Origin of the sequence: Klebsiella sp. 141198 (assembly GCF_050600785.1) — a bacterium.
Classification (GTDB): Bacteria; Pseudomonadota; Gammaproteobacteria; order Enterobacterales; family Enterobacteriaceae; genus Klebsiella; species Klebsiella aerogenes.
In genome coordinates, this window is record NZ_JAQIRM010000002.1 from 869,958 (window position 1) to 891,351 (window position 21,394).

Genomic DNA, 21,394 nt, shown 5'->3' on the forward strand with positions numbered 1-21,394 from the left:
CCACATGTCTGACGCGGTAAAAATTTACCACAACCCGCGCTGCTCGAAGAGCCGCGACACGCTCAGCCTGCTGAAAGCCAACGGCATCGACCCTGAAGTGGTGCTGTATCTGGAGACGCCGCCGGATGCCGCGACGCTGCGCCAGCTGTTGAAAATGCTGAATATGAGCAGCGCCCGCGAACTGATGCGCCAGAAAGAAGATCTGTATAAGTCGCTCAATCTCGCCGATCCACAGCTCAGCGAAGAGGCGTTGATTAAGGCCATGGTCGAGAACCCGAAACTCATCGAACGGCCCATCGTGGTCAGCCACGGCCAGGCGCGTATCGGCCGCCCGCCGGAACAGGTACTGGAAATCGTCAGCTAACCCCTACGCGCCGCCGGTCTTGCCCGCGGCGCGATTTTTTTCGTGGCCGCTTCCAGAAAAAACAGGCCAATCCCCTCGCCTCGCGCAGTAGTGCTACTGTCCGTCCATCACCTGAATCCACTGGACGGATTGCCAATGAAAAAAGCTATTTCCACGCCGCATGACGCAGTATTTAAAACCTACCTTTCCCATTCGGATACCGCGCGCGATTTTCTCCAGTTGTATCTTCCTGAAGCGCTTAAGAAGATCTGCGATCTGCGTACGCTACATTTAGAATCGGGTAATTTTGTCGAAGAAGATCTCAGAGCTTACTATTCCGATATTCTCTACTCGCTGCAAACCACCGCGGGCGACGGCTATATTTACGCGCTGATCGAACATCAAAGTAGCCCCGACCGACATATGGCCTTTCGCCTGATGCGCTATGCCGTCGCCGTCATGCAGCGCCACCTTGATGCCGGACACGAAAAACTCCCTCTGGTGATCCCGGTGCTTTTCTATCACGGCCTGGTGACGCCCTATCCGTTTTCAATGCGCTGGCTGGATGAGTTTGCCGCGCCGGAGCTGGCGACCACACTCTACCACGGCGAATTTCCACTGGCGGATATCACCGTCATACCGGATGATGAAATCGCCACTCATCAACGTATGGCAACGCTGGAATTACTGCAAAAACATATTCGACAACGCGATCTGGCGCAGTTACTCGACAAGCTGGGCGAATTATTATTGACTGGATTAGCCACGCAAACACAGGTGCAGGCGCTAATGCACTACCTGGTGCTCGCGGGAAATAGCCGCGAACCGATAAAGTTTATTCGTGAGCTGGCGCGCCGGACGCCGCAACATAAGGAGACGCTGATGACTATTGCAGAATATCTCGAGCAGCAAGGGCTGGAGCGCGGTTTGCTTCAGGGACGGCAAGAGGGCCGGCAAGAAGGCCGGCAAGAAGGCCGGAAAGAAGAAGCACAGCGTATCGCCGCCGCGATGTTACGTAGCGGTCTCGCCCCCGCGCTGGTGGCGCAACTAACCGGGCTGACAGAGCAGGAACTGGCGTCGCTTTCGGCCTAAAGCTTCAGGATCTCTTTAACAAATGGGATCGTCAGTTTTCGTTGGGCGGTAATTGACGCGTGATCGAGCTGATCGAGCGTCATAAACAGCGAGCGCATTTCTCTATCCAGACGCTTGAGCAGGAAACGGCAGACATCTTCCGGCATCTCGAAACCGCGCAGTCTGGCGCGTAGCTGCAGCGCCTGCAGCTTATCTTCATCCGACAGCGGCTGTAGCTTATAGATTTGCCCCCAGTCAAGGCGCGAGGCGAGATCCGGCAAGCCAAGATGCAGCTGTCGCGGCGGGCAATCGCCGGTGATCAGCAGGCGAGTTTTACCTGATTCGAGAATACGGTTATAGAGGTTGAAAATAGCCATTTCCCAGGGCTCATCCCCGGCCACGCACTCGATGTTATCGATGCACACCAGCGCCAGTTGCTCCATGCCGTCCAGCACTTCCGGCACGAACCACGTGCGCTTATCCAACGGCACGTAGCCGACGGCATCACCACGCTGGGATAGCTCAGCGCAGGCGGCATGCAAAAGATGGCTACGCCCCGCGCCTTCGCGTGACCAGATATAGATGTATCCGCTGTGTTCCTGCCGCAACACGTTCTGCAGAGCGGCAAGTAGGGAAGGATTATCACCCGGCCAGAAACTCGCGAACGTTTCGTCGTCAGGAAGATACAGTGGCAAAGAGAGCTGTGCCGGAGCGTTCAGATGGACCTCAACATAGGCTTACAGAAAAACGCGAAGAGTTTAACACAGTTTTAGGTCAGGAGAGAACCGGGCAGGATCGCTGCCCGGTATGAGGATCGTTATTTCGCTTCTTCGCTATCCGCGGCGTCCAGCACCACTTCTTCCGGACGCAGAACGCTGATCAGTTTAAAGATCAGGCTCAGGCAAATACCGACGATCGTCGCCAGCGCCATGCCTTTCAGCTCCGCCGCGCCAATATGCACCTTCGCGCCGCTCACGCCGATGATCAGAATGACTGAGGTCAGAATCAGGTTCTGCGCTTTGCTGTAATCGACTTTTGATTCGATCAGCACGCGGATACCGGATGCGCCGATCACCCCGTACAGCAGCAGAGAAACGCCGCCCATCACCGGTACCGGGATAATCTGGATCGCCGCAGCCAGCTTGCCGACGCAGGAGAGCAGAATCGCGATAATCGCCGCGCCGCCAATAACCCAGGTACTGTATACGCGGGTAATCGCCATCACGCCGATATTTTCCCCGTAGGTGGTGTTTGGCGTTGAGCCAAAGAAACCGGAGACAATCGTCGACAGCCCGTTGGCGAACATCGAGCGGTGCAGACCCGGATCGCGGATCAGGTCGCGCTTAACGATATTGGCGGTCACCACCAGGTGCCCCACGTGCTCGGCGATCACCACCAGCGCGGCAGGCAAAATGGTGAAAATGGCAAACCACTCAAAGCGCGGGGTGTAGAAGGTCGGCAGTGCAAACCAGTGCGCTTCGGCGATAGGCGTCGTATCGACCACCCCCATCACAAAGGAGAGCGCATAGCCCACCAGCACGCCGATAAGAATCGGTATAATCGCCAGGAAGCCGCGGAACAGTACGGAACCAAAAACCGTCACCGCCAGCGTCACCATCGAAATAATAATAGTTTTGCTGTCAGGCGATTGACCGTCAGCCGGCAGCAGCCCGGCCATGTTCGCCGCCACGCCCGCCAGTTCCAGGCCGATAACCGCCACGATGGCGCCCATTGCCGCCGGCGGGAACATCACATCCAGCCAGCCGGTACCGGCTTTTTTGACAATAAAGGAGACGATGCAAAACAGGACACCGCACATAATGAAACCGCCGAGCGCCACTTCATAACCCAGCGGCAACAACAGCAGCACCGGGGAGATAAAGGCGAAGCTCGACCCCAGATAGGCCGGAATTTTGCCTTTACAGATAAAGAGGTACAACAGCGTACCGATGCCGTTAAACAGCAGTACGGTAGCCGGGTTAATGTGGAACAGGATAGGCACCAGAACCGTTGCGCCAAACATGGCGAACAGATGTTGCAAACTAAGCGGGATTGTCTGTAAAAGCGGCGGTCTTTCACTCACCCCGATTGCACGGCGCGTCATAATATTATCCTCTGAGAGTCGTTTGTTATTTGTTGTGGGCGTGATTTATTCAAAAAAAAGCCGACTCTCAAAGTCGGCTTTTTATCACTTCATCATTTATTTGGTACCGAAAATCTTATCGCCGGCATCGCCGAGGCCCGGAATAATGTATCCGTGCTCGTTGAGGCCCTGGTCGACGGAGGCGGTGTACAGTTCGACGTCAGGATGCGCTTTCTCCAGCGCGGCAATGCCTTCCGGCGCCGCCACCAGCACCAGCACCTTAATGCTCGAGCAGCCCGCTTTTTTCAGCAGGTCGATGGTCGCGATCATCGAACCACCGGTTGCCAGCATCGGGTCAACCACCAGCGCCATACGCTCATCAATGTTTGAAACCAGCTTCTGGAAGTAAGGAACCGGCTCCAGCGTTTCTTCATCACGGTAGATACCAACAACGCTGATACGCGCGCTCGGCACGTGCTCCAGCACGCCTTCCATCATACCCAGACCGGCACGCAGGATAGGCACCACGGTAATTTTCTTACCTTTGATCTGCTCAACTTCGACCGGACCGTTCCAGCCTTCGATAGTGACACGCTCGGTAGCGAGATCGGCGGTTGCTTCGTAGGTCAGTAAGCTACCAACCTCTGAGGCGAGTTCACGGAAGCGTTTAGTACTGATGTCATGCTCACGCATCAGGCCCAGCTTGTGTTTGACGAGTGGATGTTTCACTTCCACGATCTTCATTCTCTTTCTCCTCTGAGGGGCAGCCACAAAAAAAATCGCGGGATTATACCGCTTTTTGCGGATTGCGCCATACCCATCTTGCTTGACGTATATCAAACAAAGTGATTTATGGATTGTTACACATTATAAAACAAACAAAAAAAGCCGGAGGTTCCCCTTCGGCTTTTATCTCTGACAAGGCTATGCTTGTTGGCGATTACAGGTTTTCGCCGTTACTGGCAATAACCTGCTGATACCAGGCAAAGGATTTTTTACGGCTACGGGCCAACGTGCCGCGACCGTCGTTATCTTTATCGACAAAGATAAATCCATAGCGTTTTTTCATCTCGCCGGTACCGGCGGAGACCAGATCGATACAGCCCCACGGGGTATACCCCATCAGATCGACGCCATCTTCCACCACCGCTTTTTTCATTTCGGCAATATGGGCACTGAGATACTCGATACGATACTGGTCATCCACGCTGCCGTCAGCTTCACGCACGTCAATGGCGCCAAAGCCGTTTTCAACGATAAATAGCGGCAGCTGATAGTGATCCCAGAACCAGTTGAGCGAGTAGCGCAGGCCAACCGGGTCAATCTGCCAGCCCCAATCCGATTTCTTGACGTAGGGATTGGAGACCAGGCTGGTGCTTTCGTCGTAATCCAGATGCGGATTATCGTCAGTCGCTTTGGTGGCGAAGGACATATAGTAGCTAAAGCCAATATAGTCGACGCAGCCCTCTTTTAACGCCAGGCGATCGGCATCGGTGATATCCAGCGTAAAACCACGGCGCGCGAAGTAGTTGAGCAGATGCTGCGGATAGCGGCCACGCACGTGCACATCGGTAAACCAGTAACGACGATGCATAGCGTTCATCGCCATCATGATGTCGTCCGGCGCGCAGGTGAGCGGATAGATAGGACACATCGCGATCATACAGCCAATCTGCAGGTCCGAATTAATCTCGCGTGCCGCCTTCACCGCCAGCGCGCTGGCCACCAGTTCATAATGGGCGGCCTGAAACATCACCGGCTCACGGTCTTCTCCGGGCTGATACTTCAGGCCGGAGTTGGTAAAGGGGGCGAAATCTTCATGGAAGTTGGCCTGGTTGTTGATCTCGTTAAAGGTCATCCAGTACTTCACTTTGTGCTGATAATGGGTAAACACCACCTTCGCAAAGCGGACGAAGAAATCAATGAGTTTACGGTTGCGCCAGCCGCCATATTCAGTCACCAGGTGGTAAGGCATCTCAAAATGGGAGAGCGTGATCACCGGTTCAATACCATATTTCAGGCACTCGTCGAACAGATCGTCATAGAATTGCAGGCCCGCCTCATTGGGCTCCAGCTCATCGCCCAGCGGAAAAATGCGCGTCCAGGCAATTGAAGTACGGAAACACTTAAATCCCAGTTCGGCAAACAGCGCCACGTCTTCTTTATAACGATGATAAAAATCAATCGCCTCATGGTTGGGATAGTTATGGCCGGGCAGTACGCCGTCGGTGATCGTTCGCGGCACCCCATGGGCGCCTGCGGTCATCACGTCAGCGACGCTAATCCCCTTCCCTCCTTCTTGCCAGCCGCCCTCAAGCTGATGCGCCGCAACCGCGCCGCCCCACAGAAAACCTTCTTTGAATCCGGACATATACTCTCCCTATAGACGATCGTTATGCGCTTTTCACCAAACAGAAACCGGTTTCATTGGCATAATGATCATTCATTAAAGGCGAGGCAAGCAGAAGACTGTACCCGGTTTCATTTTCGTGAACAGTATCAAATTTGCTCATCTGTTAGCCGTTTTAAATCGAGTGTAAAGCAGACTCGCAAACGTTTGCTTTCCCTGTTAGAATTGCGCCGATTTTTCTTGCTACCGCAAACGCGTGGAGACTTCGCAGTGACCGATAAAACCTCTCTCAGCTATAAAGATGCCGGCGTGGATATTGATGCAGGCAACGCTCTCGTCGACCGTATTAAGGGCGTGGTGAAGAAAACCCGTCGCCCGGAAGTGATGGGCGGACTGGGCGGATTCGGCGCGCTGTGCGCTCTGCCGCAGAAATACCGCGAACCGGTACTGGTCTCCGGTACCGACGGCGTCGGCACCAAGCTGCGTCTGGCGATGGACCTTAAACGTCACGACACCATCGGTATCGATCTGGTCGCCATGTGCGTCAATGACCTCGTAGTTCAGGGCGCAGAGCCGCTGTTTTTCCTCGACTACTACGCGACCGGTAAACTGGACGTAGACACCGCGGCAAGCGTCATCAACGGCATCGCCGAAGGCTGCTTACAGTCCGGCTGCGCGCTGGTTGGCGGCGAAACGGCAGAGATGCCGGGTATGTACCATGGTGAAGATTATGACGTGGCCGGTTTCTGCGTCGGCGTGGTAGAAAAATCAGAAATCATCGACGGCAGCAAAGTGGCTGACGGCGACGTCCTGGTCGCGCTTGCCTCCAGCGGCCCGCACTCTAACGGCTACTCGCTGGTGCGTAAGATTATCGAAGTCAGCGGCGTTGATCCGCAGACCACCGACCTCAACGGCAAACCGCTGGCCGACCACCTGCTGGCGCCGACCCGCATCTATGTCAAATCGATTCTGAATCTGATTGCCAACGTCGACGTTCACGCCATCGCCCACCTGACCGGCGGCGGCTTCTGGGAAAATATTCCGCGCGTACTGCCGGACAACACCCAGGCGGTAATCGACGAGTCCTCCTGGCAGTGGCCGGAAGTTTTCAACTGGCTGCAAACCGCCGGTAATGTCAGCAGCCACGAAATGTACCGCACCTTTAACTGCGGCGTCGGCATGCTGGTCGCGCTGCCGGCAGCCGAGGCGGATAAAGCCATCGCCCTGCTGAACGAGCAGGGTGAAAACGCCTGGAAAATCGGTTACATCAAGGCATCCGATGCCGAACAACGCGTGGTCATTGAATGAAAAACATTGTGGTGCTGATTTCCGGTAACGGCAGTAATTTACAGGCGATTATTGATGCCTGCGCCCGGAAGCAAATCAACGGCACCCTGCGTGCGGTATTCAGCAATAAGGCCGAAGCATTCGGCCTTGAGCGCGCCCGTGAGGCCGGTATTCCGGCCTTTGCGCTCTCGCCGAAAGCGTTTGATAGCCGCGAAGCCTTCGACCGCGAGCTGATGCAGCAAATCGATGTCTTCCAACCCGATCTGGTGGTGCTGGCGGGCTACATGCGTATCCTTAGCCCAGCGTTTGTTGGCCACTATCAGGGGCGCTTGCTGAATATCCATCCTTCTCTGCTGCCGAAATATCCAGGGCTGCATACTCATCGCCAGGCGCTGGAAAATGGTGATGAGGAACATGGCACCTCGGTGCATTTCGTCACCGACGAACTCGACGGCGGGCCGGTGATCTTACAGGCTCGGGTGCCGGTATTTCCGGAAGACAGCGAAGATGACGTTACCGCCCGCGTTCAGGCGCAGGAGCACGACATCTACCCGCTGGTGGTGAGCTGGTTTGTTGATGGCCGCCTGCGTATGGAAGCTAACTCTGCGTGGCTGGATAATCGCAAGCTGCCGCCGCAGGGCTATGCCGCCGAAGAATAAGTTCGACCTGCCCCGGAGCATTCGCCGGGGCAACTTCCTCTCTTATTTCCTCGCTAATTATCGCCGTTTTCCAGACACAGCGCGTTGGGGTTCCAGGCTGCCGGTAACGGTATCGGGCGCTGATAATCAAACTCGCGCAGTGTCAGGCCCGCAACGCCGTTAGCATACAGTATCGGCAAACCGCCGGGATAAGGCTCAACACCCCAAACGCGGCCGCTTTGCGGATTCAAACACCAGGCGTTATCAATCCCCATCCCGGTCGGCGACATCGGATTGCACGGCGGGCGGATATCATAAAGCCCCTGCTCCGCTGCCAGGTTCAGCTTCTGGGTTAGCTGCACGCCGTCAAACAGAATACGCCGGATCTGGCCTGGCGTTTCACTATGTAGGTTTATCGCGCCTTCGCACTCGCCAACCAGCCCGCGGAACTGGATCTGTGAGATTTCGCCGGGTTCAATCGCCGGATCGCGGCGGCGCGCGGAAAGGAAAACAGGATCCGCCTCGCCCCAGTGACAGGCCGGCGCGCTCACGCAATCAAAAGCAATGCTGCTAAAAATCATCCGCCGTAGCCGCCCGCCGTCGCGGGATATCAGGCCGATGCCGCGATTGGAGTCAAAGATAGTGCAGTTACTCACCAGCACATCCTCAATATCCTGCCAGGTTTCAGTACCGATTTTAAAGGCGCAGCTTTTCGAGCGCAGCGTGCAGTTAACAATGGTTACCTGACGCAACGGTCGCTGGATGCGCTCAGGTTTATCGGTGGTCTTCAGACAGATGGCATCATCCGCCGCGCTGAAATAGCTATTGGCGATATGTACCTGCTGGCAGCTGTCGATATCCAGCGCATCGGTATTAGCCATCGTCAAATCATTGTCAACGGTGACACCGTCAACCACCACGCCCGTGCAGGAGACCAGATGAATTGTCCACATCGGGGCATGTCGTACGGTGATGTTTTCCAGCCGGACGCGAAGGCAATTTTCCAGCAAAATGATCCTCGGGCGCGCCGTGGCTGGCGTGCGGTAACCCATGGCATCAACGCGACGGGAAAACCAGCCGTCAGCGCTGCCGTAAATCTCACCGCCGCCGCAGATGGTAATATTCTGCGCATCCACAGCATACAGAAAGGCCCGATCTGACGATTCCGCCCGGCTCAGCGCCGTCGCCTGGGCAAAGTCATCATAGTTTTCGCTAACGATAAGCTCGGCGCCCGGCGATAGCCACAGACAGGTGTTCGAGCCTATCCGTAAACCGCCGAGCGCGTACCTGCCGCAATCAACCACCAACCGGCCGCCGCCCGCCTGCGCCAGTTCGTCCAGCGCCTGTTGAAAGAGTTCGGTATCAGGCGTCACGCCATCCGCATGGGGATGGCGCTGCGAAAGATAAATGTTCATAGCATGTCCTGGAAAATCAACGTGGAGGCTATCTCACCATCTCTCTCACCCTCAGCGTAGGGTCGAAAGCGATATCGCGGAAATATCTGCGTACCCTTTCACAATCGCCGTCACGACCAGGGGCAAAACGTGATAACACCCGCAAACTTTACCCCTGACAAAAATGAAAAAAGGGTCCGCATCACATTTAAGGCCTGATTCAACCACAGAAAACGTGAGGCGCATCGCGGGGTTTATTTCATTTTGTCGCCATTTGGCATGCTGCTCGCAGAACGGTACGAAAAACCGTCTATCGGGATTTTCGCCCCCATCTCCCTCTTTTACTGTGCAACCTCTCATCCCTGATAAAAGAGATACGCGCATGACGAGGACAGTAACCCCGCAACGAGAAGTCAAAACCCGCAATATCCTCTGCTGGGGGATGGGCGATATTTTCGGCAGCGGCGCGATGACCATCACCGGCCTGTGGCTGCTCTACTTTTATATTGAAGTCGCCGGGCTCTCGCCCGCCGCCGCGGCCTCTATTTTCGCCATCGCCAAGATTTGGGACGGCATCACCGACCCGGTAATGGGCTACATTACCGACAACATTCGCACCCGTTGGGGACGGCGACGGATCTTCTTTATTGTCGGCGCGCCGCTATCGCTCTGTTTCGCTCTGATGTGGATAAGTGGTTTTGGTTATGCCTGGTACCTTGGTACCTATCTACTATTCAGCACCGTCTTCACCCTCCTGATGGTGCCTTACGATACCCTGCCTGCAGAGATGACCGCGCGCTATGATTTGCGCTCGAAAATGTCCGGGGCACGAATGCTATTCGCTCAGGCGACAGCCTTTCTCGCGGCGCTAATCCCCGGACAAATCATGGCCCACGTCGCCGATAAATCGCAGGCGTTTCTCTATATCGGCATTATCTTTGCCCTGCTTTTTGCCTTGCCGTGGATCTTCGTCTGGCGCGGTACCTGGGAATGTGAGCATCTCCCACCACCGCAGACGCAGCAAGGTTTAGGTAAAACGCTGCGCTCGCTGTATCGGGAAATGGCCTCTACCTTCCGTCTGCGGACCTTCCGTATCCATATCATGATGTACGTCGGCGGCGCGGTGGCGCTGGATATTTTCGGCTCGCTGTTTATGCACTACATGACCTACGTGCTACGTGTCGGCACCTCGCTGGCTTCGCAGGCCATGAGTCTGATGACGCTGTTTCAATTCTTCGCGATCCCTTTATTTACCTGGCTTTGCATCCGCGTCGGCAACGGCAACGCCTATAAGGTCGCCATCGCGCTGATCCTCTGCGCGCTACTGTGGTTCAGCCAACTAACCGCTTCTTTCAGCCATCTTTCCTGGCTGCTGCTCGGCGGCGCAATCGTGATGGGCATCGCCCGCGGCGGCACCTATCTCATCCCATGGAATGTCTACAATTTCCTGCCCGATATCGATGAAGCCTACACCGGCGTGCGCCGCGAAGGGATCTACGCGGGGGTGATGATGCTGACGCGCAAATTCTCCCAGGCGCTGGCGCTGTTTATCGTCGGCCTGGCGCTGGAAACCTTTGGATTCACCAAAGGCGCCGAAACGCAGAATACCGCCGCGCTGAATGGTATCTGGTGGGTATTCCTCGTTGGCCCCGGCCTGCTGGCCTTACTGGCGATGTATGGCGCTTTTCGTTTTCGCTTGAGCCAGCCGCGACATCAAATCCTGATTAGCGAACTGGAGCGTCTGCGCGCCGGTGGTCATCCACAGGATGCCAGCCCGCTGGCACGCGAAACCATCGAGCTATTGACCGGCCATCCACATCACAACGATCGCTGGCAACACGCCGCTGTTTCTACTCAAGGAAATCACTATGTCGCAGAAAAACAACCGTCCTGAATTACAGTCACTCATCGAAGCGCTAATCGGCAACTTAACCGCGATTACCGATGATAGCGGCGAGTATTTGCAGCGGCTGGCGGATGGCCGGGTGGTTGATACCAAAGGTTGGGACGGCTGGGAGTGGACGCATGGCATCGCCCTGTTTGGCCTGTTTCGCTACCAGCACCTGACAGGATCGCTTCGGGCTGGTGAACTTATCGACGGCTGGTTTAGCGCCCGTTTCGACGAGGGCACGCCGGAGAAAAACATCAATACCGCTTGCCCGTTTTTAACCCTGGCGCTGCGCTATCAACAGACGCCTCGCAGCGACTGGCGCGCCTATCTGGAAAGCTGGGGAGACGCTATATATCGCCAGATGCCGCGTACCGATGAAGGCTGCCTGCAGCACGTCACCTATGAGGCTCCCCATCATCAACAAATCTGGGACGATACGCTAATGATGGCGGTGCTGCCGCTGGCGATGCTCGGCAAAATGTTTGCTAAATCGCGCTGGGTAGAAGAGGCGAAATTTCAGTTTTTGCAGCACCTGCACTATTTAAGCGACCGCCAAAGCGGCCTGTGGTTTCACGGCTGGCATTTCAACGGCAGACACCATTTCGCCGGCGCGCTGTGGGCTCGCGGCAATAGCTGGATAACGCTGGCGATACCTGAGCTACTGGAGATGCTCGCGCTCGACGAGCACGATGCCTTTTACCGCCAGTTGCAAAATACTCTGCAGATTCAGGTCAGCGCCCTTGCCCGCTGCCAGGCCGAAAACGGCCTATGGCCGACGCTGCTCAACGACCCCGATAGTTATCTGGAAGCCTCTGCGACGGCGGGGTTTGCCGCGGGTATTTTTAAGGCGGTGCGCCTCGGCTACCTCGACGACGCGTTTCTGCCGGTCGCCGAGCGGGCCTGCCGGGGTATAATCGAACATATCTCACCGCAAGGAGAGCTAACGCAGGTGTCGTTTGGCACAGCGATGGGCCGCGACCTCGACCACTATCGTAACATCCCCCTGACCGCCATGCCCTACGGCCAGGCAATGGCGATACTGTGCCTGGTTGAAGCGCTACACCGCACGCTTTAATACGGCTATCTGAGCGCCGTCAGTTCGGTGCTCAGGCTATCCGCCAGATGACGTGCTCGTACGGGATCGAACATCACGTAAAACGCCGGCGAGGCCTCTCCTGTCTGCTGACAAAGCGTTTCCATTTCCGATGCGCAGCGATACAGCGCCTGCACGTTGATATGACAAATTTCCCGCATGCTCCAGCTGTTTTCCACCTCTCGGGCGAAGTGCAGGGTAAAGAAGGCCTTTTGCGCGTGGGTAAATGTCTGGCAATAGAGCGCCAGTCCCTGCCACTCTTCACGCCACCGAAGCGCCAGCGCGGCGGGAAAATCCGCCGTGAGAGCGAACGCTTGCGCCGCTTTCCCCAGATGCTGCGCGCTGGCTGCGACGTCATCTTTTTCTTGCGCGATTTGCGTGAGATTCGCCATCGATTTCTGCGGATCGTCACGGTTGAAGTGGATATCGTGCGCCGAACCGGGTAACCAGTGACTGCGCGCCAGTTGTCCGTAAAGGCTCCACACCGCCTGGCCGTAGCTTTCAGGCAATTGGCTATGGCGATGGAACACATGGTCTCGCACATATATTGACTGATAGAGCGTCTGCGTCGCCTGCTCAAGCAGCGACTGGAACTGCTGTGCGACATCGGCTGGCGGACACCAGCCGTAACGCTGCGCCAGCCATTGCACCAGTAACTGCTGCTGATTTTTTGCCGCCCCTTCGCCCAGCAATTGGCTGCAGGCGAAGAGGTTACATTCGCTTAACGTCGCAGGGATCCAGTGATTATCGATACTTTCCCAACTGGTTTTACAGATAGCGCCGGTAATGCGCGGATTGCGGCTCTGGCACCACAACAGTCGCCCCTGTAGCTCATCAATACGTAAAAACGGCATGACTCCCCATCCCACTTCCTCGCCGGCAAGATCGATATCGATCCATACATCTCGCGTCTGCACCGCCAGCAGCGCCGGATTATTAGGGAATGCAGGCCAGAAACGTTCCGGCGTGAGTTTTATCGATACCGAAACCGCAGGCGGCAGCGGTTCAATCGCATCCAGCACGGCGCTGAGATCGTCATTACTGGCCGGGAAAACGCGCAGTACCAGATGTTTATTTTGCGCGGCTACCGCCTGACTCAGGGCATTAAAGCAGCGGCGATACAGCATCAAGCTTTGCGCGGGCTGGCGGGGATCGTCGTGTTGTCTGGCCCACTGCGGGTGAGAGATTGGTAATAAGCCGTCGGTACTGGAGAGCGCGATAATCAAACCGGTGAGCGCCGGCACGCTTTGGCACACGGCGCGGATTTTGTCAGTTAACCAGCGGCTCCAGAAATCGACATCGAAACGCACCCCGCGCGGGGTATCCAGCAGTTCCGGATGCGCTAATAACAGTTCGGTTGGAAAGCTAAGTTCTTTCGCCTGCAGATAAAATCGCAACCCCTGTTCACGGCAGCGTAACGCCAGGCGATTGAGATAGATACAGCGCGCTCGTTGTTGGCTCGACAACCGGTCGTTATAGTCAAAAGGCATATACCCCTGTGGCGAAACCAGCTTGCCAAATAGCTCGGCCTGCCCCACCACCACGGTATTAAAATCATGCTCAAGTGCGTATTCAATCAACCGGCAGGCCGACGGCCAGTGCCAGATATCCTGGTTGTTAAGCTCTAGCGCCCGCGTTTCCCACATCGTTTCGCCCTCCATTTCGCCCCTGACTGAACATAACGTAAGCAAACAAACGCGTCCGCTTTTTCCTGACATCTGATTGAAAGAAAACTGTCATATTGCTTTGACATAGTTGGACATTCAATGGCAAAGCTCGCCATAATGAAAAAGCGACGTCAATGATCCGGAGTGTGAGTTGTAATGGGCCAGGAAAAGCTATACATCGAAAAAGAACTCAGCTGGTTGTCCTTTAACGAGCGCGTACTTCAGGAAGCGGCGGACAAGAGCAACCCGCTTATCGAGCGCATGCGCTTCTTAGGAATTTACTCCAACAACCTTGATGAGTTTTACAAAGTGCGCTTCGCCGAACTTAAGCGACGCATTCTTATCAGTGAAGAACAAGGTAGTACCGCCCATTCACGTCATCTGTTAGGTAAAATCCAGGCCCGCGTGCTAAAGGCCGATCAGGAATTTGATGGTCTTTACAATGAACTGCTGCTGGAAATGGCGCGTAATCAGATCTTCCTGATTAACGAACGCCAGCTGTCCGTTAACCAGCAGTCCTGGCTGCGCAACTACTTCAAACAGTATCTTCGCCAGCATATTTCGCCGATTCTGATCAACCGCGAGACGGACCTGGTTCAATTCCTGAAAGATGATTACACCTATCTGGCGGTGGAGATTATCCGCGGCGACACCATTAATTATGCGCTGCTGGAGATTCCATCCGATAAGGTGCCGCGCTTTGTGAACCTGCCGCCGGAAACGCCGCGACGCCGCAAGCCAATGATTCTGCTGGATAACATTCTGCGTTACTGCCTGGATGATATCTTTAAGGGCTTCTTTGACTACGATGCCCTGAATGCATACTCGATGAAAATGACCCGCGATGCCGAGTACGATCTGGTACACGAAATGGAATCGAGCCTGATGGAGCTGATGTCCTCCAGCCTGAAGCAGCGCTTAACCGCCGAGCCGGTACGTTTTGTCTACCAGCGCGATATGCCGGACGCGATGGTTGAAATGCTGCGCGATAAGCTCTCCATCTCCAACTACGATTCAATGCTGCCGGGCGGGCGTTATCACAACTTTAAAGACTTTATCGGTTTCCCGAATGTTGGCAAGGCCAATCTGGTCAACAAACCGATGCCGCGCCTGCGCCATCTGTGGTTCGATAAATTCCGCAACGGCTTTGACGCCATTCGCGAACGCGACGTACTGCTCTACTACCCATACCATACCTTCGAGCACGTGCTTGAACTGCTGCGTCAGGCCTCGTTCGACCCGAGCGTGTTGGCGATCAAAATCAATATCTACCGCGTCGCTAAGGATTCACGGATTATCGATTCGATGATCCACGCCGCCCACAATGGTAAAAAAGTGACCGTAGTGGTTGAACTCCAGGCTCGCTTCGACGAAGAGGCCAATATTCACTGGGCCAAACGTCTGACAGAAGCCGGCGTACACGTTATCTTCTCGGCGCCGGGGCTGAAGATCCACGCCAAGCTATTCCTCATTTCGCGCAAAGAAGGCGATGAGGTAATACGCTACGCGCATATCGGCACCGGCAACTTCAACGAGAAAACCGCTCGTATCTACACCGACTATTCACTTCTCACCGCCGACGCGCGCATCACCAATGAAGTTCGTCGCGTATTTAACTTTATCGAAAACCCTTACCGGCCAGTTAGCTTCGACTACCTGCTGGTGTCGCCGCAGAACTCGCGTCGTCTGCTGTATGAAATGATCGACCGCGAAATCGCCAATGCGCAGAATGGGCAACCGTCCGGAATTACGCTTAAATTAAATAACCTGGTCGATAAAGGGCTGGTGGACAGACTCTACGCCGCCTCCAGCACCGGCGTGCCGGTGAACCTGCTTATCCGCGGCATGTGCTCGCTGATCCCCGGTCTTGAGGGAATAAGCGAAAATATTCGCGTTATTAGTATCGTTGACCGTTTCCTTGAGCACGACAGGGTCTATTGTTTTGAAAACGGCGGTGATAAACAGGTGTGGTTATCCTCCGCCGACTGGATGACGCGCAATATCGACTATCGTATCGAAGTCGCCGTACCGCTGCTGGACCCGCGTCTGAAGCAACGCGTACTGGATATTCTCGATATCCTGTTCAACGATACCGTAAAAGCGCGCTATCTTGATAAAGAACTGAGTAATCGCTACGTGCCGCGCGGCAATCGTCGCAAAGTACGCGCACAGATGGCGATTTACGATTATCTCAAATCACTCGAACAACCCGATTAACCTATGCCAATAAACGAAAAAACCCCTCGGCCGCAGGAGTTCGCTGCGGTCGACCTTGGTTCGAACAGTTTTCATATGGTGATCGCCCGTGTCGTCGACGGGGCAATGCAGATCATCGGTCGCCTGAAGCAACGCGTCCACCTGGCCGATGGCCTGGATGAAAACTCGGTGTTGAGCGAAGAAGCGATTACTCGCGGACTGAACTGCCTGTCGCTGTTTGCTGAACGTCTGCAAGGGTTCTCCCCTTCCAGCGTTTGTATCGTCGGGACGCATACCCTGCGCCAGGCGGCCAACGCGGCGGACTTTCTCAAACGAGCGGAAAAAGTTATTCCTTATCCCATCGAGATAATCTCCGGTAACGAAGAAGCGCGTCTGATTTTTATGGGCGTTGAGCATACGCAACCGGAGCGCGGTCGTAAGCTGGTTATCGACATCGGCGGCGGCTCGACTGAGCTCGTGATCGGCGAAGATTTCGAACCCCGCCTGGTGGAAAGCCGACGTATGGGCTGCGTAAGCTTCTCCCAGGCCTATTTCCCCGGCGGCGTTATCAATAAAGAAAACTTCCAGCGCGCGCGCCTGGCGGCGGTGCAGAAGCTGGAAACGCTGGCATGGCAGTTCCGTATTCAGGGATGGAACGTGGCGCTGGGCGCCTCTGGCTCCATCAAAGCCGCGCATGAAGTGCTGATCGCCATGGGGGAAAAAGACGGATTTATTACGCCTGATCGCCTGGAAATGCTGGTTAGTGAGCTGCTGAAGAATAAAAACTTCGATTCATTAAGCCTGCCGGGATTGTCGGAAGACCGCAAAGCGGTATTCGCTCCGGGCCTGGCGATTTTGTGCGGGGTATTCGACGCGCTGGCGATCAAAGAGCTGCGCCTGTCCGACGGCGCCCTGCGCGAAGGCGTGTTGTACGAGATGGAAGGCCGCTTCCGCCACCAGGATATTCGCAGCCGAACGGCCCAAAGCCTGGCGAACCAGTACAATATCGATCGCGAACAGGCGCGCCGTGTACTGGAGACCACCACTCAGATGCTGGAACAGTGGCAGGAACAAAACCCGAAACTGGCGAATCCGCATCTGTCTGCCCTGCTGAAGTGGGCGGTAATGCTACATGAAGTGGGGCTGAACATTAACCACAGCGGCATGCATCGCCACTCCGCCTATATCCTGCAAAATAGCGACTTGCCGGGCTTTAATCAGGAGCAGCAGATGCTGATGGCCACGCTGGTGCGCTATCATCGCAAGGCTATCAAGCTGGATGATTTGCCGCGTTTTACCTTGTTCAAGAAAAAACAGTTCCTGCCGCTTATCCAACTGCTGCGTCTGGGCGTGTTACTGAACAATCAGCGTCAGGCGACGACGACGCCGCCAAAACTGACATTGAAGACGGAAGCCAACCACTGGACCTTAATTTTCCCGCACGACTGGTTTAGCCAGAACGCGTTGGTACTGCTGGATCTGGAAAAAGAGCAACAGTATTGGGAAGGCGTGCCGGAATGGCTGCTGAAAATTACTGAAGAAGAAGCGTAAAGCTGACATCTTTGACTAAAACGGCCGGGTCATACGCCCGGCCGTTTTTTATGCGACTTCAGCCGCACAGGCCAACTGTTCTATCGGAACCGGCATACCAATGTCATAGCCCTGCATATAATCAATCCCCAGAGAAATCACCGCCTGGCGGATCTCCGGCGATTCCACATACTCCGCCACTACCTGCATATTTTTGATTTGCGCCAACCGGCAAATCGACGCCACAACCTGATAATCCAGGCTACTGGTCACCAGATTACGGATAAAGCTCCCATCAATTTTCAGCATGTCGACGTTGAGCGTTTTCAGCCGCGCATAGCTGGCATAGCCGGTCCCGAAATCATCAATCGCCACCCGGCATCCCAACTCCTGCAACCGCGCGAGCGTTTGTTGCGCCTGCTCCGGATTACTGAGCGAGTGATTTTCCGTCAGTTCAAAAATAAGCTGCCACGGCTCGATATTATAATGATGCAACATTTCCTCGACTTCGTCCGGGAACCGGCTGCGGCTGACCGAGACTGGCGACAGATTGATGGCCAGACGCATGCCTGGCAGCGTATGTCGATTATCGTTCATAAAAGCCAGCGTATTGTCGATAACCCAGCTGTCGATGCGCGAAGCCAGGCCAAATTCGTGCGCCGCGGGCAAAAAATTATCCGGCGCAACCAGTTCGCCCTGCTCGCCCACCATACGCAACAGGACTTCATGATAGCTATCGCCACGCATGCCGATAATGGGCTGCGCCATCAGCCGAAAGCGATTCTGCTCCAGCGCCTGCAGGATCTGGTTCATCATGGACACGCGTTCTTTTAATCCCTGCTGGACGTGAACGGCGCCGCGGCGCTGCACGTTTTCCGGGTGGCCGCTGGTTAACGACATATCGGCAATATTATTCAGTTCGCCGAGCAGTAAATACAGATGCTTGACCGGAGAGCGCACGTTGCAATAGCTGATCCCGACGGGCGGCTGCAGCGGAATACCATCCCAGATGAAACGGAACTGCTTAATCCGCTCATCCAGCATCACGATGCGTTTTTGATGATCGTCGCTATTCAGGCGTACCACCAGATCATGGCCCGAAAGGTGATAGACCATTTCATTCGGCTGCAGCATGTGACTTAAGTATTCCGACAGCTGCTGCTTATACTGAATGCGTAGCATCACGCCATAGTGCCGACCAAGCAACTCCAGCTCCGGCATGCGTAAAAAGCATAGTACCGACCAGGTCGAGTGGTTTAGCGCTCGGCTCAGGGCCCGTAAATTTGGCATATGAACGACCGGGTCGAGAAAGGCCATCCTACGAACCCGACGGTGGATCATCCGCTGCTGCGTCGCCAGCATCGCCATATAAGCGATAATAAAGGAGAAAACCAGGTAGCTGGAGGAGGTAATCGCCAGCTGGTTATTGTAGATCGGGGAAAATGGCAGATAGCTGTAATGAAAATGGATAACCAGAATTAATATCGGCGGCCACACCAGGGAAATAAAACGATAACCGAAACGCATCGCTCCCCATAGCATGACCGGCATAAGTAATGAAAGTGTATAATTTGTGCTAAATATCGTGCTATTGGCATTTAACGGCATGAATAATAAAGCCAGTATTATTAACAATACTATTGCCCAGACAATAATTTCCAGCGGTTTTATTTTTTGGTCGATTTGTAAACGCACCTGGGATATAAAGCCGCGTAAGTGTAGCGGATTACGAATAACGCGAAGCAAAAAATAGCACAGCGGCACGCCGGTCAGACAACCGACCATCAGCGCCTGAAAAGTGATTAACGATCGTAAACTAAATGGCGTCGTCCCAACCAGTTCCGCCGCACGCGGATGCAGGCCAAGATACTCAGCAAGTTGAGAAATAATGAGAAAAATCACCGAAGGCAGCAGCATTTGCCAGAACAACCGATGCGGCATCAGGGCAACATTGCCGTGGGAAATCTGCTGACGGCGCGGAACGAAAATACGATATCCGCCCCAGCACAGCACCGCGGGGATCAAAAAATGAAATAACACGCCGATGGCCTGCTCAAAGGTCATGCCGCGCGTAATGGTCAGCAGTAAACCGATAACAATGCCAGGCAATGCCGCCCAGCCAAAAAACAGCATCAGGCTTAATACTAGCGCCAGCGGAAGGTAATACAGGAAGACGGTATGACCGTTAAGATTTGCAAATGTATTCGCAGCGCGCGCTAATGGCAACAGCAACGTAGGCAAGACGAGCGGTAGCGCCCACCATTTATCCTGATATCGTTTGTATAGTTTAATAATACTCATAGATGCTCGACAGATTACCCCAACTCCTGCGGAGTATATTCAGACAGGCATCCAACCCGACCAGGCTAACCGCGAAAGTAATAACGATGCGGAACAGATGGACGATTTTAGTGAGCAACAGAATCAAGCAATTGACGCAAATCAATAAACTATTTAGCTAATATTAATAAAACTTATTTTTTTGCGACCTCGTGCAACAACCAAAATCTGTGTAAATACGATATTCATCTTATATAACATTAAGTAATGTTTTAGCACTACGATTTTTACACCGCCGACAATTGACCCCACCGCTATACTATGACTTAATACCCCCATCGCCCGTCTTCGGGTATACTTCAAGGAACCTTTTGTGAGTCAGGCACCCAGTATGCGTAAACGACATCGATTTAACCGTCGCATGACCCGTATCGTACTACTTATCAGTTTTCTCTTCTTCTTTGGACGCTTTGTCTACTCCTCTATCGGTGCCTGGTACCATCATCAGGACAAACAAGAGTCGCAGCAATCGACCATCACCATTGACGCTCCGGCGACGCCAACGACTCCAGCCCAGGAATAACGCCTACGGCAAAATTTTTAGTTGTTGCAGCAGACGCAGCATCTCCGCTATCCCTTTGTTGATAACTTTATCCTGACGCATCACCACGCCCAGTTGGCGATAGAGCCGCGGCGATAGCGACTGTATACGTATTCCGGTGCGGTCATCTTCATCCGCCACCGCCATCTTCGGTACGATACTGTATCCCAGACCGGCACGCACCATACGCTTGATAGCCTCAATGCTACCGAGTTGCATCACCGGCGCCGAGTTTACCCCGGCAGCGCGAAACCAGCCATCGATTAGCTCACGGGTCCCGCTGCCTGCTTCAAATGCTATTAGCGAAAGTGCCTGTAGCAGTGAAGGCGTCACTTGCCCCACTAGCGGTTCATCATCGTTGGCAGTAATAAATACAAACTCTTCCTCCAGCACTGGCGTTACCGCCAGGCTGCGGCCGCTGGCAGGTAAGGTCACCAATCCCAGATCAAGCCGGCTCTCTTCCACCGCACGTACAATGTCAAGCGTATTACCGGTCGTGACGCCAACCGTTAACAGCGGATGCTTCTCGCGTAGATGGCGCAATAGCGGCGGCAGCAAATGAATACAGGCCGTCGCCCCGGTACCGAAGCTCATCGTGCCGTGCACTTCATGGTTAAACTCAGCCACCGACTGCACCGCCGTATTCACCGCCTGCTCAATAATTTCACTATGGGCCAGTAGCGCCAATCCGGCGGCAGTGGCTTTGACCCCTCGGCCGGTACGCTCAACCAACCGCGTCTTCAGGAACTGCTCAAGCTGGCGAACCTGCTGGCTTACCGCCGGCTGCGATATTCCCAGTACATCAGCGGCGGCGGAAAAACTGCCGCGCTGCGCCACCAGCCGAAAGGTCGTCAGATTTACCAAATTCAGCATCGTCATCACAAAGTTTCTCTTATGCAGGCTATAAGCCCCAGGGACTGCCTGCACAATAGCGCGCGCGATATGCTGCCGACAACTGCATAACGCTTTG

General features: G+C 54.6%; 17 protein-coding genes. 9 read left to right on the forward strand and 8 right to left on the reverse strand.

What is annotated here, in order from left to right; translation table 11 throughout:
* The first annotated feature begins 4 nt into the window (after positions 1-4).
* Together arsC and PGR10_RS09420 are read left to right on the forward strand one after the other, a co-directional pair.
* Positions 5-364 carry an arsenate reductase (glutaredoxin) gene (arsC, locus tag PGR10_RS09415; RefSeq protein WP_047043470.1) on the forward strand — a complete coding sequence of 120 codons (360 nt, stop codon included), beginning with the start codon at positions 5-7 and terminating at the stop codon, positions 362-364.
* A 135-nt stretch (positions 365-499) separates the two neighbouring features.
* Complete coding sequence (locus PGR10_RS09420) at positions 500-1,435, forward strand: Rpn family recombination-promoting nuclease/putative transposase (RefSeq protein WP_430923392.1); 936 nt, start codon at positions 500-502, stop codon at positions 1,433-1,435.
* Here PGR10_RS09420 and PGR10_RS09425 read toward each other — a convergent pair.
* The 4 genes from PGR10_RS09425 to PGR10_RS09440 form a co-directional block, all read right to left on the reverse strand.
* Positions 1,432-2,133 carry a DnaA inactivator Hda gene (locus PGR10_RS09425; protein WP_026612247.1) on the reverse strand — a complete coding sequence of 234 codons (702 nt, stop codon included), beginning with the start codon at positions 2,131-2,133 and terminating at the stop codon, positions 1,432-1,434. The genes PGR10_RS09420 and PGR10_RS09425 overlap by 4 nt on opposite strands.
* Positions 2,134-2,231: 98 nt before the next feature.
* The gene (uraA, locus tag PGR10_RS09430) at positions 2,232-3,518 is read right to left on the reverse strand and encodes a uracil permease (protein ID WP_015370403.1); all 1,287 of its coding nucleotides are present in this window, start codon (positions 3,516-3,518) and stop codon (positions 2,232-2,234) included.
* Positions 3,519-3,614: 96 nt separating this feature from the next.
* Positions 3,615-4,241: a uracil phosphoribosyltransferase gene (upp, locus tag PGR10_RS09435; protein WP_015370402.1), complete on the reverse strand. Its 627-nt coding sequence runs from the start codon at positions 4,239-4,241 to the stop codon at positions 3,615-3,617.
* A 196-nt stretch (positions 4,242-4,437) separates the two neighbouring features.
* Positions 4,438-5,868, reverse strand: a complete 1,431-nt coding sequence (locus PGR10_RS09440) for a 6-phospho-beta-glucosidase (RefSeq protein WP_348854291.1) — start codon at positions 5,866-5,868, stop codon at positions 4,438-4,440.
* A 249-nt stretch (positions 5,869-6,117) separates the two neighbouring features.
* On the opposite strand from PGR10_RS09440, the gene purM reads away from it, so the two are divergent.
* Positions 6,118-7,155 carry a phosphoribosylformylglycinamidine cyclo-ligase gene (gene purM / locus PGR10_RS09445; RefSeq protein WP_045392672.1) on the forward strand — a complete coding sequence of 346 codons (1,038 nt, stop codon included), beginning with the start codon at positions 6,118-6,120 and terminating at the stop codon, positions 7,153-7,155.
* Positions 7,152-7,793, forward strand: coding sequence for a phosphoribosylglycinamide formyltransferase (gene purN / locus PGR10_RS09450; RefSeq protein ID WP_015370398.1), 642 nt, complete (start codon positions 7,152-7,154; stop codon positions 7,791-7,793). Before purM ends, purN begins: the two co-directional genes overlap by 4 nt.
* Positions 7,794-7,846: 53 nt before the next feature.
* Here the strand turns inward: purN and PGR10_RS09455 are convergent, their stop codons facing one another.
* Positions 7,847-9,187, reverse strand: a complete 1,341-nt coding sequence (locus tag PGR10_RS09455; RefSeq protein ID WP_430923393.1) for a glycoside hydrolase family 28 protein — start codon at positions 9,185-9,187, stop codon at positions 7,847-7,849.
* A 421-nt stretch (positions 9,188-9,608) separates the two neighbouring features.
* Between PGR10_RS09455 and PGR10_RS09460 the strand changes: the two genes are divergently transcribed.
* Both PGR10_RS09460 and PGR10_RS09465 read left to right on the forward strand, forming a co-directional pair.
* On the forward strand, positions 9,609-11,060 hold the full coding sequence (locus tag PGR10_RS09460) for an MFS transporter (RefSeq protein ID WP_430923424.1): 1,452 nt from the start codon (positions 9,609-9,611) through the stop codon (positions 11,058-11,060).
* Complete coding sequence (locus PGR10_RS09465; protein ID WP_430923395.1) at positions 11,035-12,132, forward strand: glycoside hydrolase family 88/105 protein; 1,098 nt, start codon at positions 11,035-11,037, stop codon at positions 12,130-12,132. The genes PGR10_RS09460 and PGR10_RS09465 overlap by 26 nt, the downstream gene beginning before the upstream one ends.
* Positions 12,133-12,137: 5 nt before the next feature.
* On the opposite strand, the gene PGR10_RS09470 is transcribed toward PGR10_RS09465, so the two are convergent.
* Positions 12,138-13,796, reverse strand: a complete 1,659-nt coding sequence (locus PGR10_RS09470; protein ID WP_430923425.1) for a hypothetical protein — start codon at positions 13,794-13,796, stop codon at positions 12,138-12,140.
* A gap of 177 nt (positions 13,797-13,973) precedes the next feature.
* On the opposite strand from PGR10_RS09470, the gene ppk1 reads away from it, so the two are divergent.
* Positions 13,974-16,034: a polyphosphate kinase 1 gene (gene ppk1, locus PGR10_RS09475; RefSeq protein WP_087858416.1), complete on the forward strand. Its 2,061-nt coding sequence runs from the start codon at positions 13,974-13,976 to the stop codon at positions 16,032-16,034.
* Positions 16,035-16,037: 3 nt separating this feature from the next.
* Positions 16,038-17,564 carry an exopolyphosphatase gene (gene ppx, locus PGR10_RS09480; protein ID WP_087858415.1) on the forward strand — a complete coding sequence of 509 codons (1,527 nt, stop codon included), beginning with the start codon at positions 16,038-16,040 and terminating at the stop codon, positions 17,562-17,564.
* Positions 17,565-17,612: 48 nt separating this feature from the next.
* On the opposite strand, the gene PGR10_RS09485 is transcribed toward ppx, so the two are convergent.
* On the reverse strand, positions 17,613-19,844 hold the full coding sequence (locus tag PGR10_RS09485; protein WP_430923396.1) for an EAL domain-containing protein: 2,232 nt from the start codon (positions 19,842-19,844) through the stop codon (positions 17,613-17,615).
* 370 nt (positions 19,845-20,214) lie between these two features.
* On the opposite strand from PGR10_RS09485, the gene PGR10_RS09490 reads away from it, so the two are divergent.
* Positions 20,215-20,406 (forward strand): YfgG family protein, encoded by a 192-nt coding sequence (locus tag PGR10_RS09490; protein ID WP_015370389.1) that lies wholly within the window; start codon positions 20,215-20,217, stop codon positions 20,404-20,406.
* A 3-nt stretch (positions 20,407-20,409) separates the two neighbouring features.
* Here the strand turns inward: PGR10_RS09490 and PGR10_RS09495 are convergent, their stop codons facing one another.
* Positions 20,410-21,303 carry a LysR family transcriptional regulator gene (locus PGR10_RS09495; protein WP_430923398.1) on the reverse strand — a complete coding sequence of 298 codons (894 nt, stop codon included), beginning with the start codon at positions 21,301-21,303 and terminating at the stop codon, positions 20,410-20,412.
* Positions 21,304-21,394 lie beyond the last annotated feature (91 nt).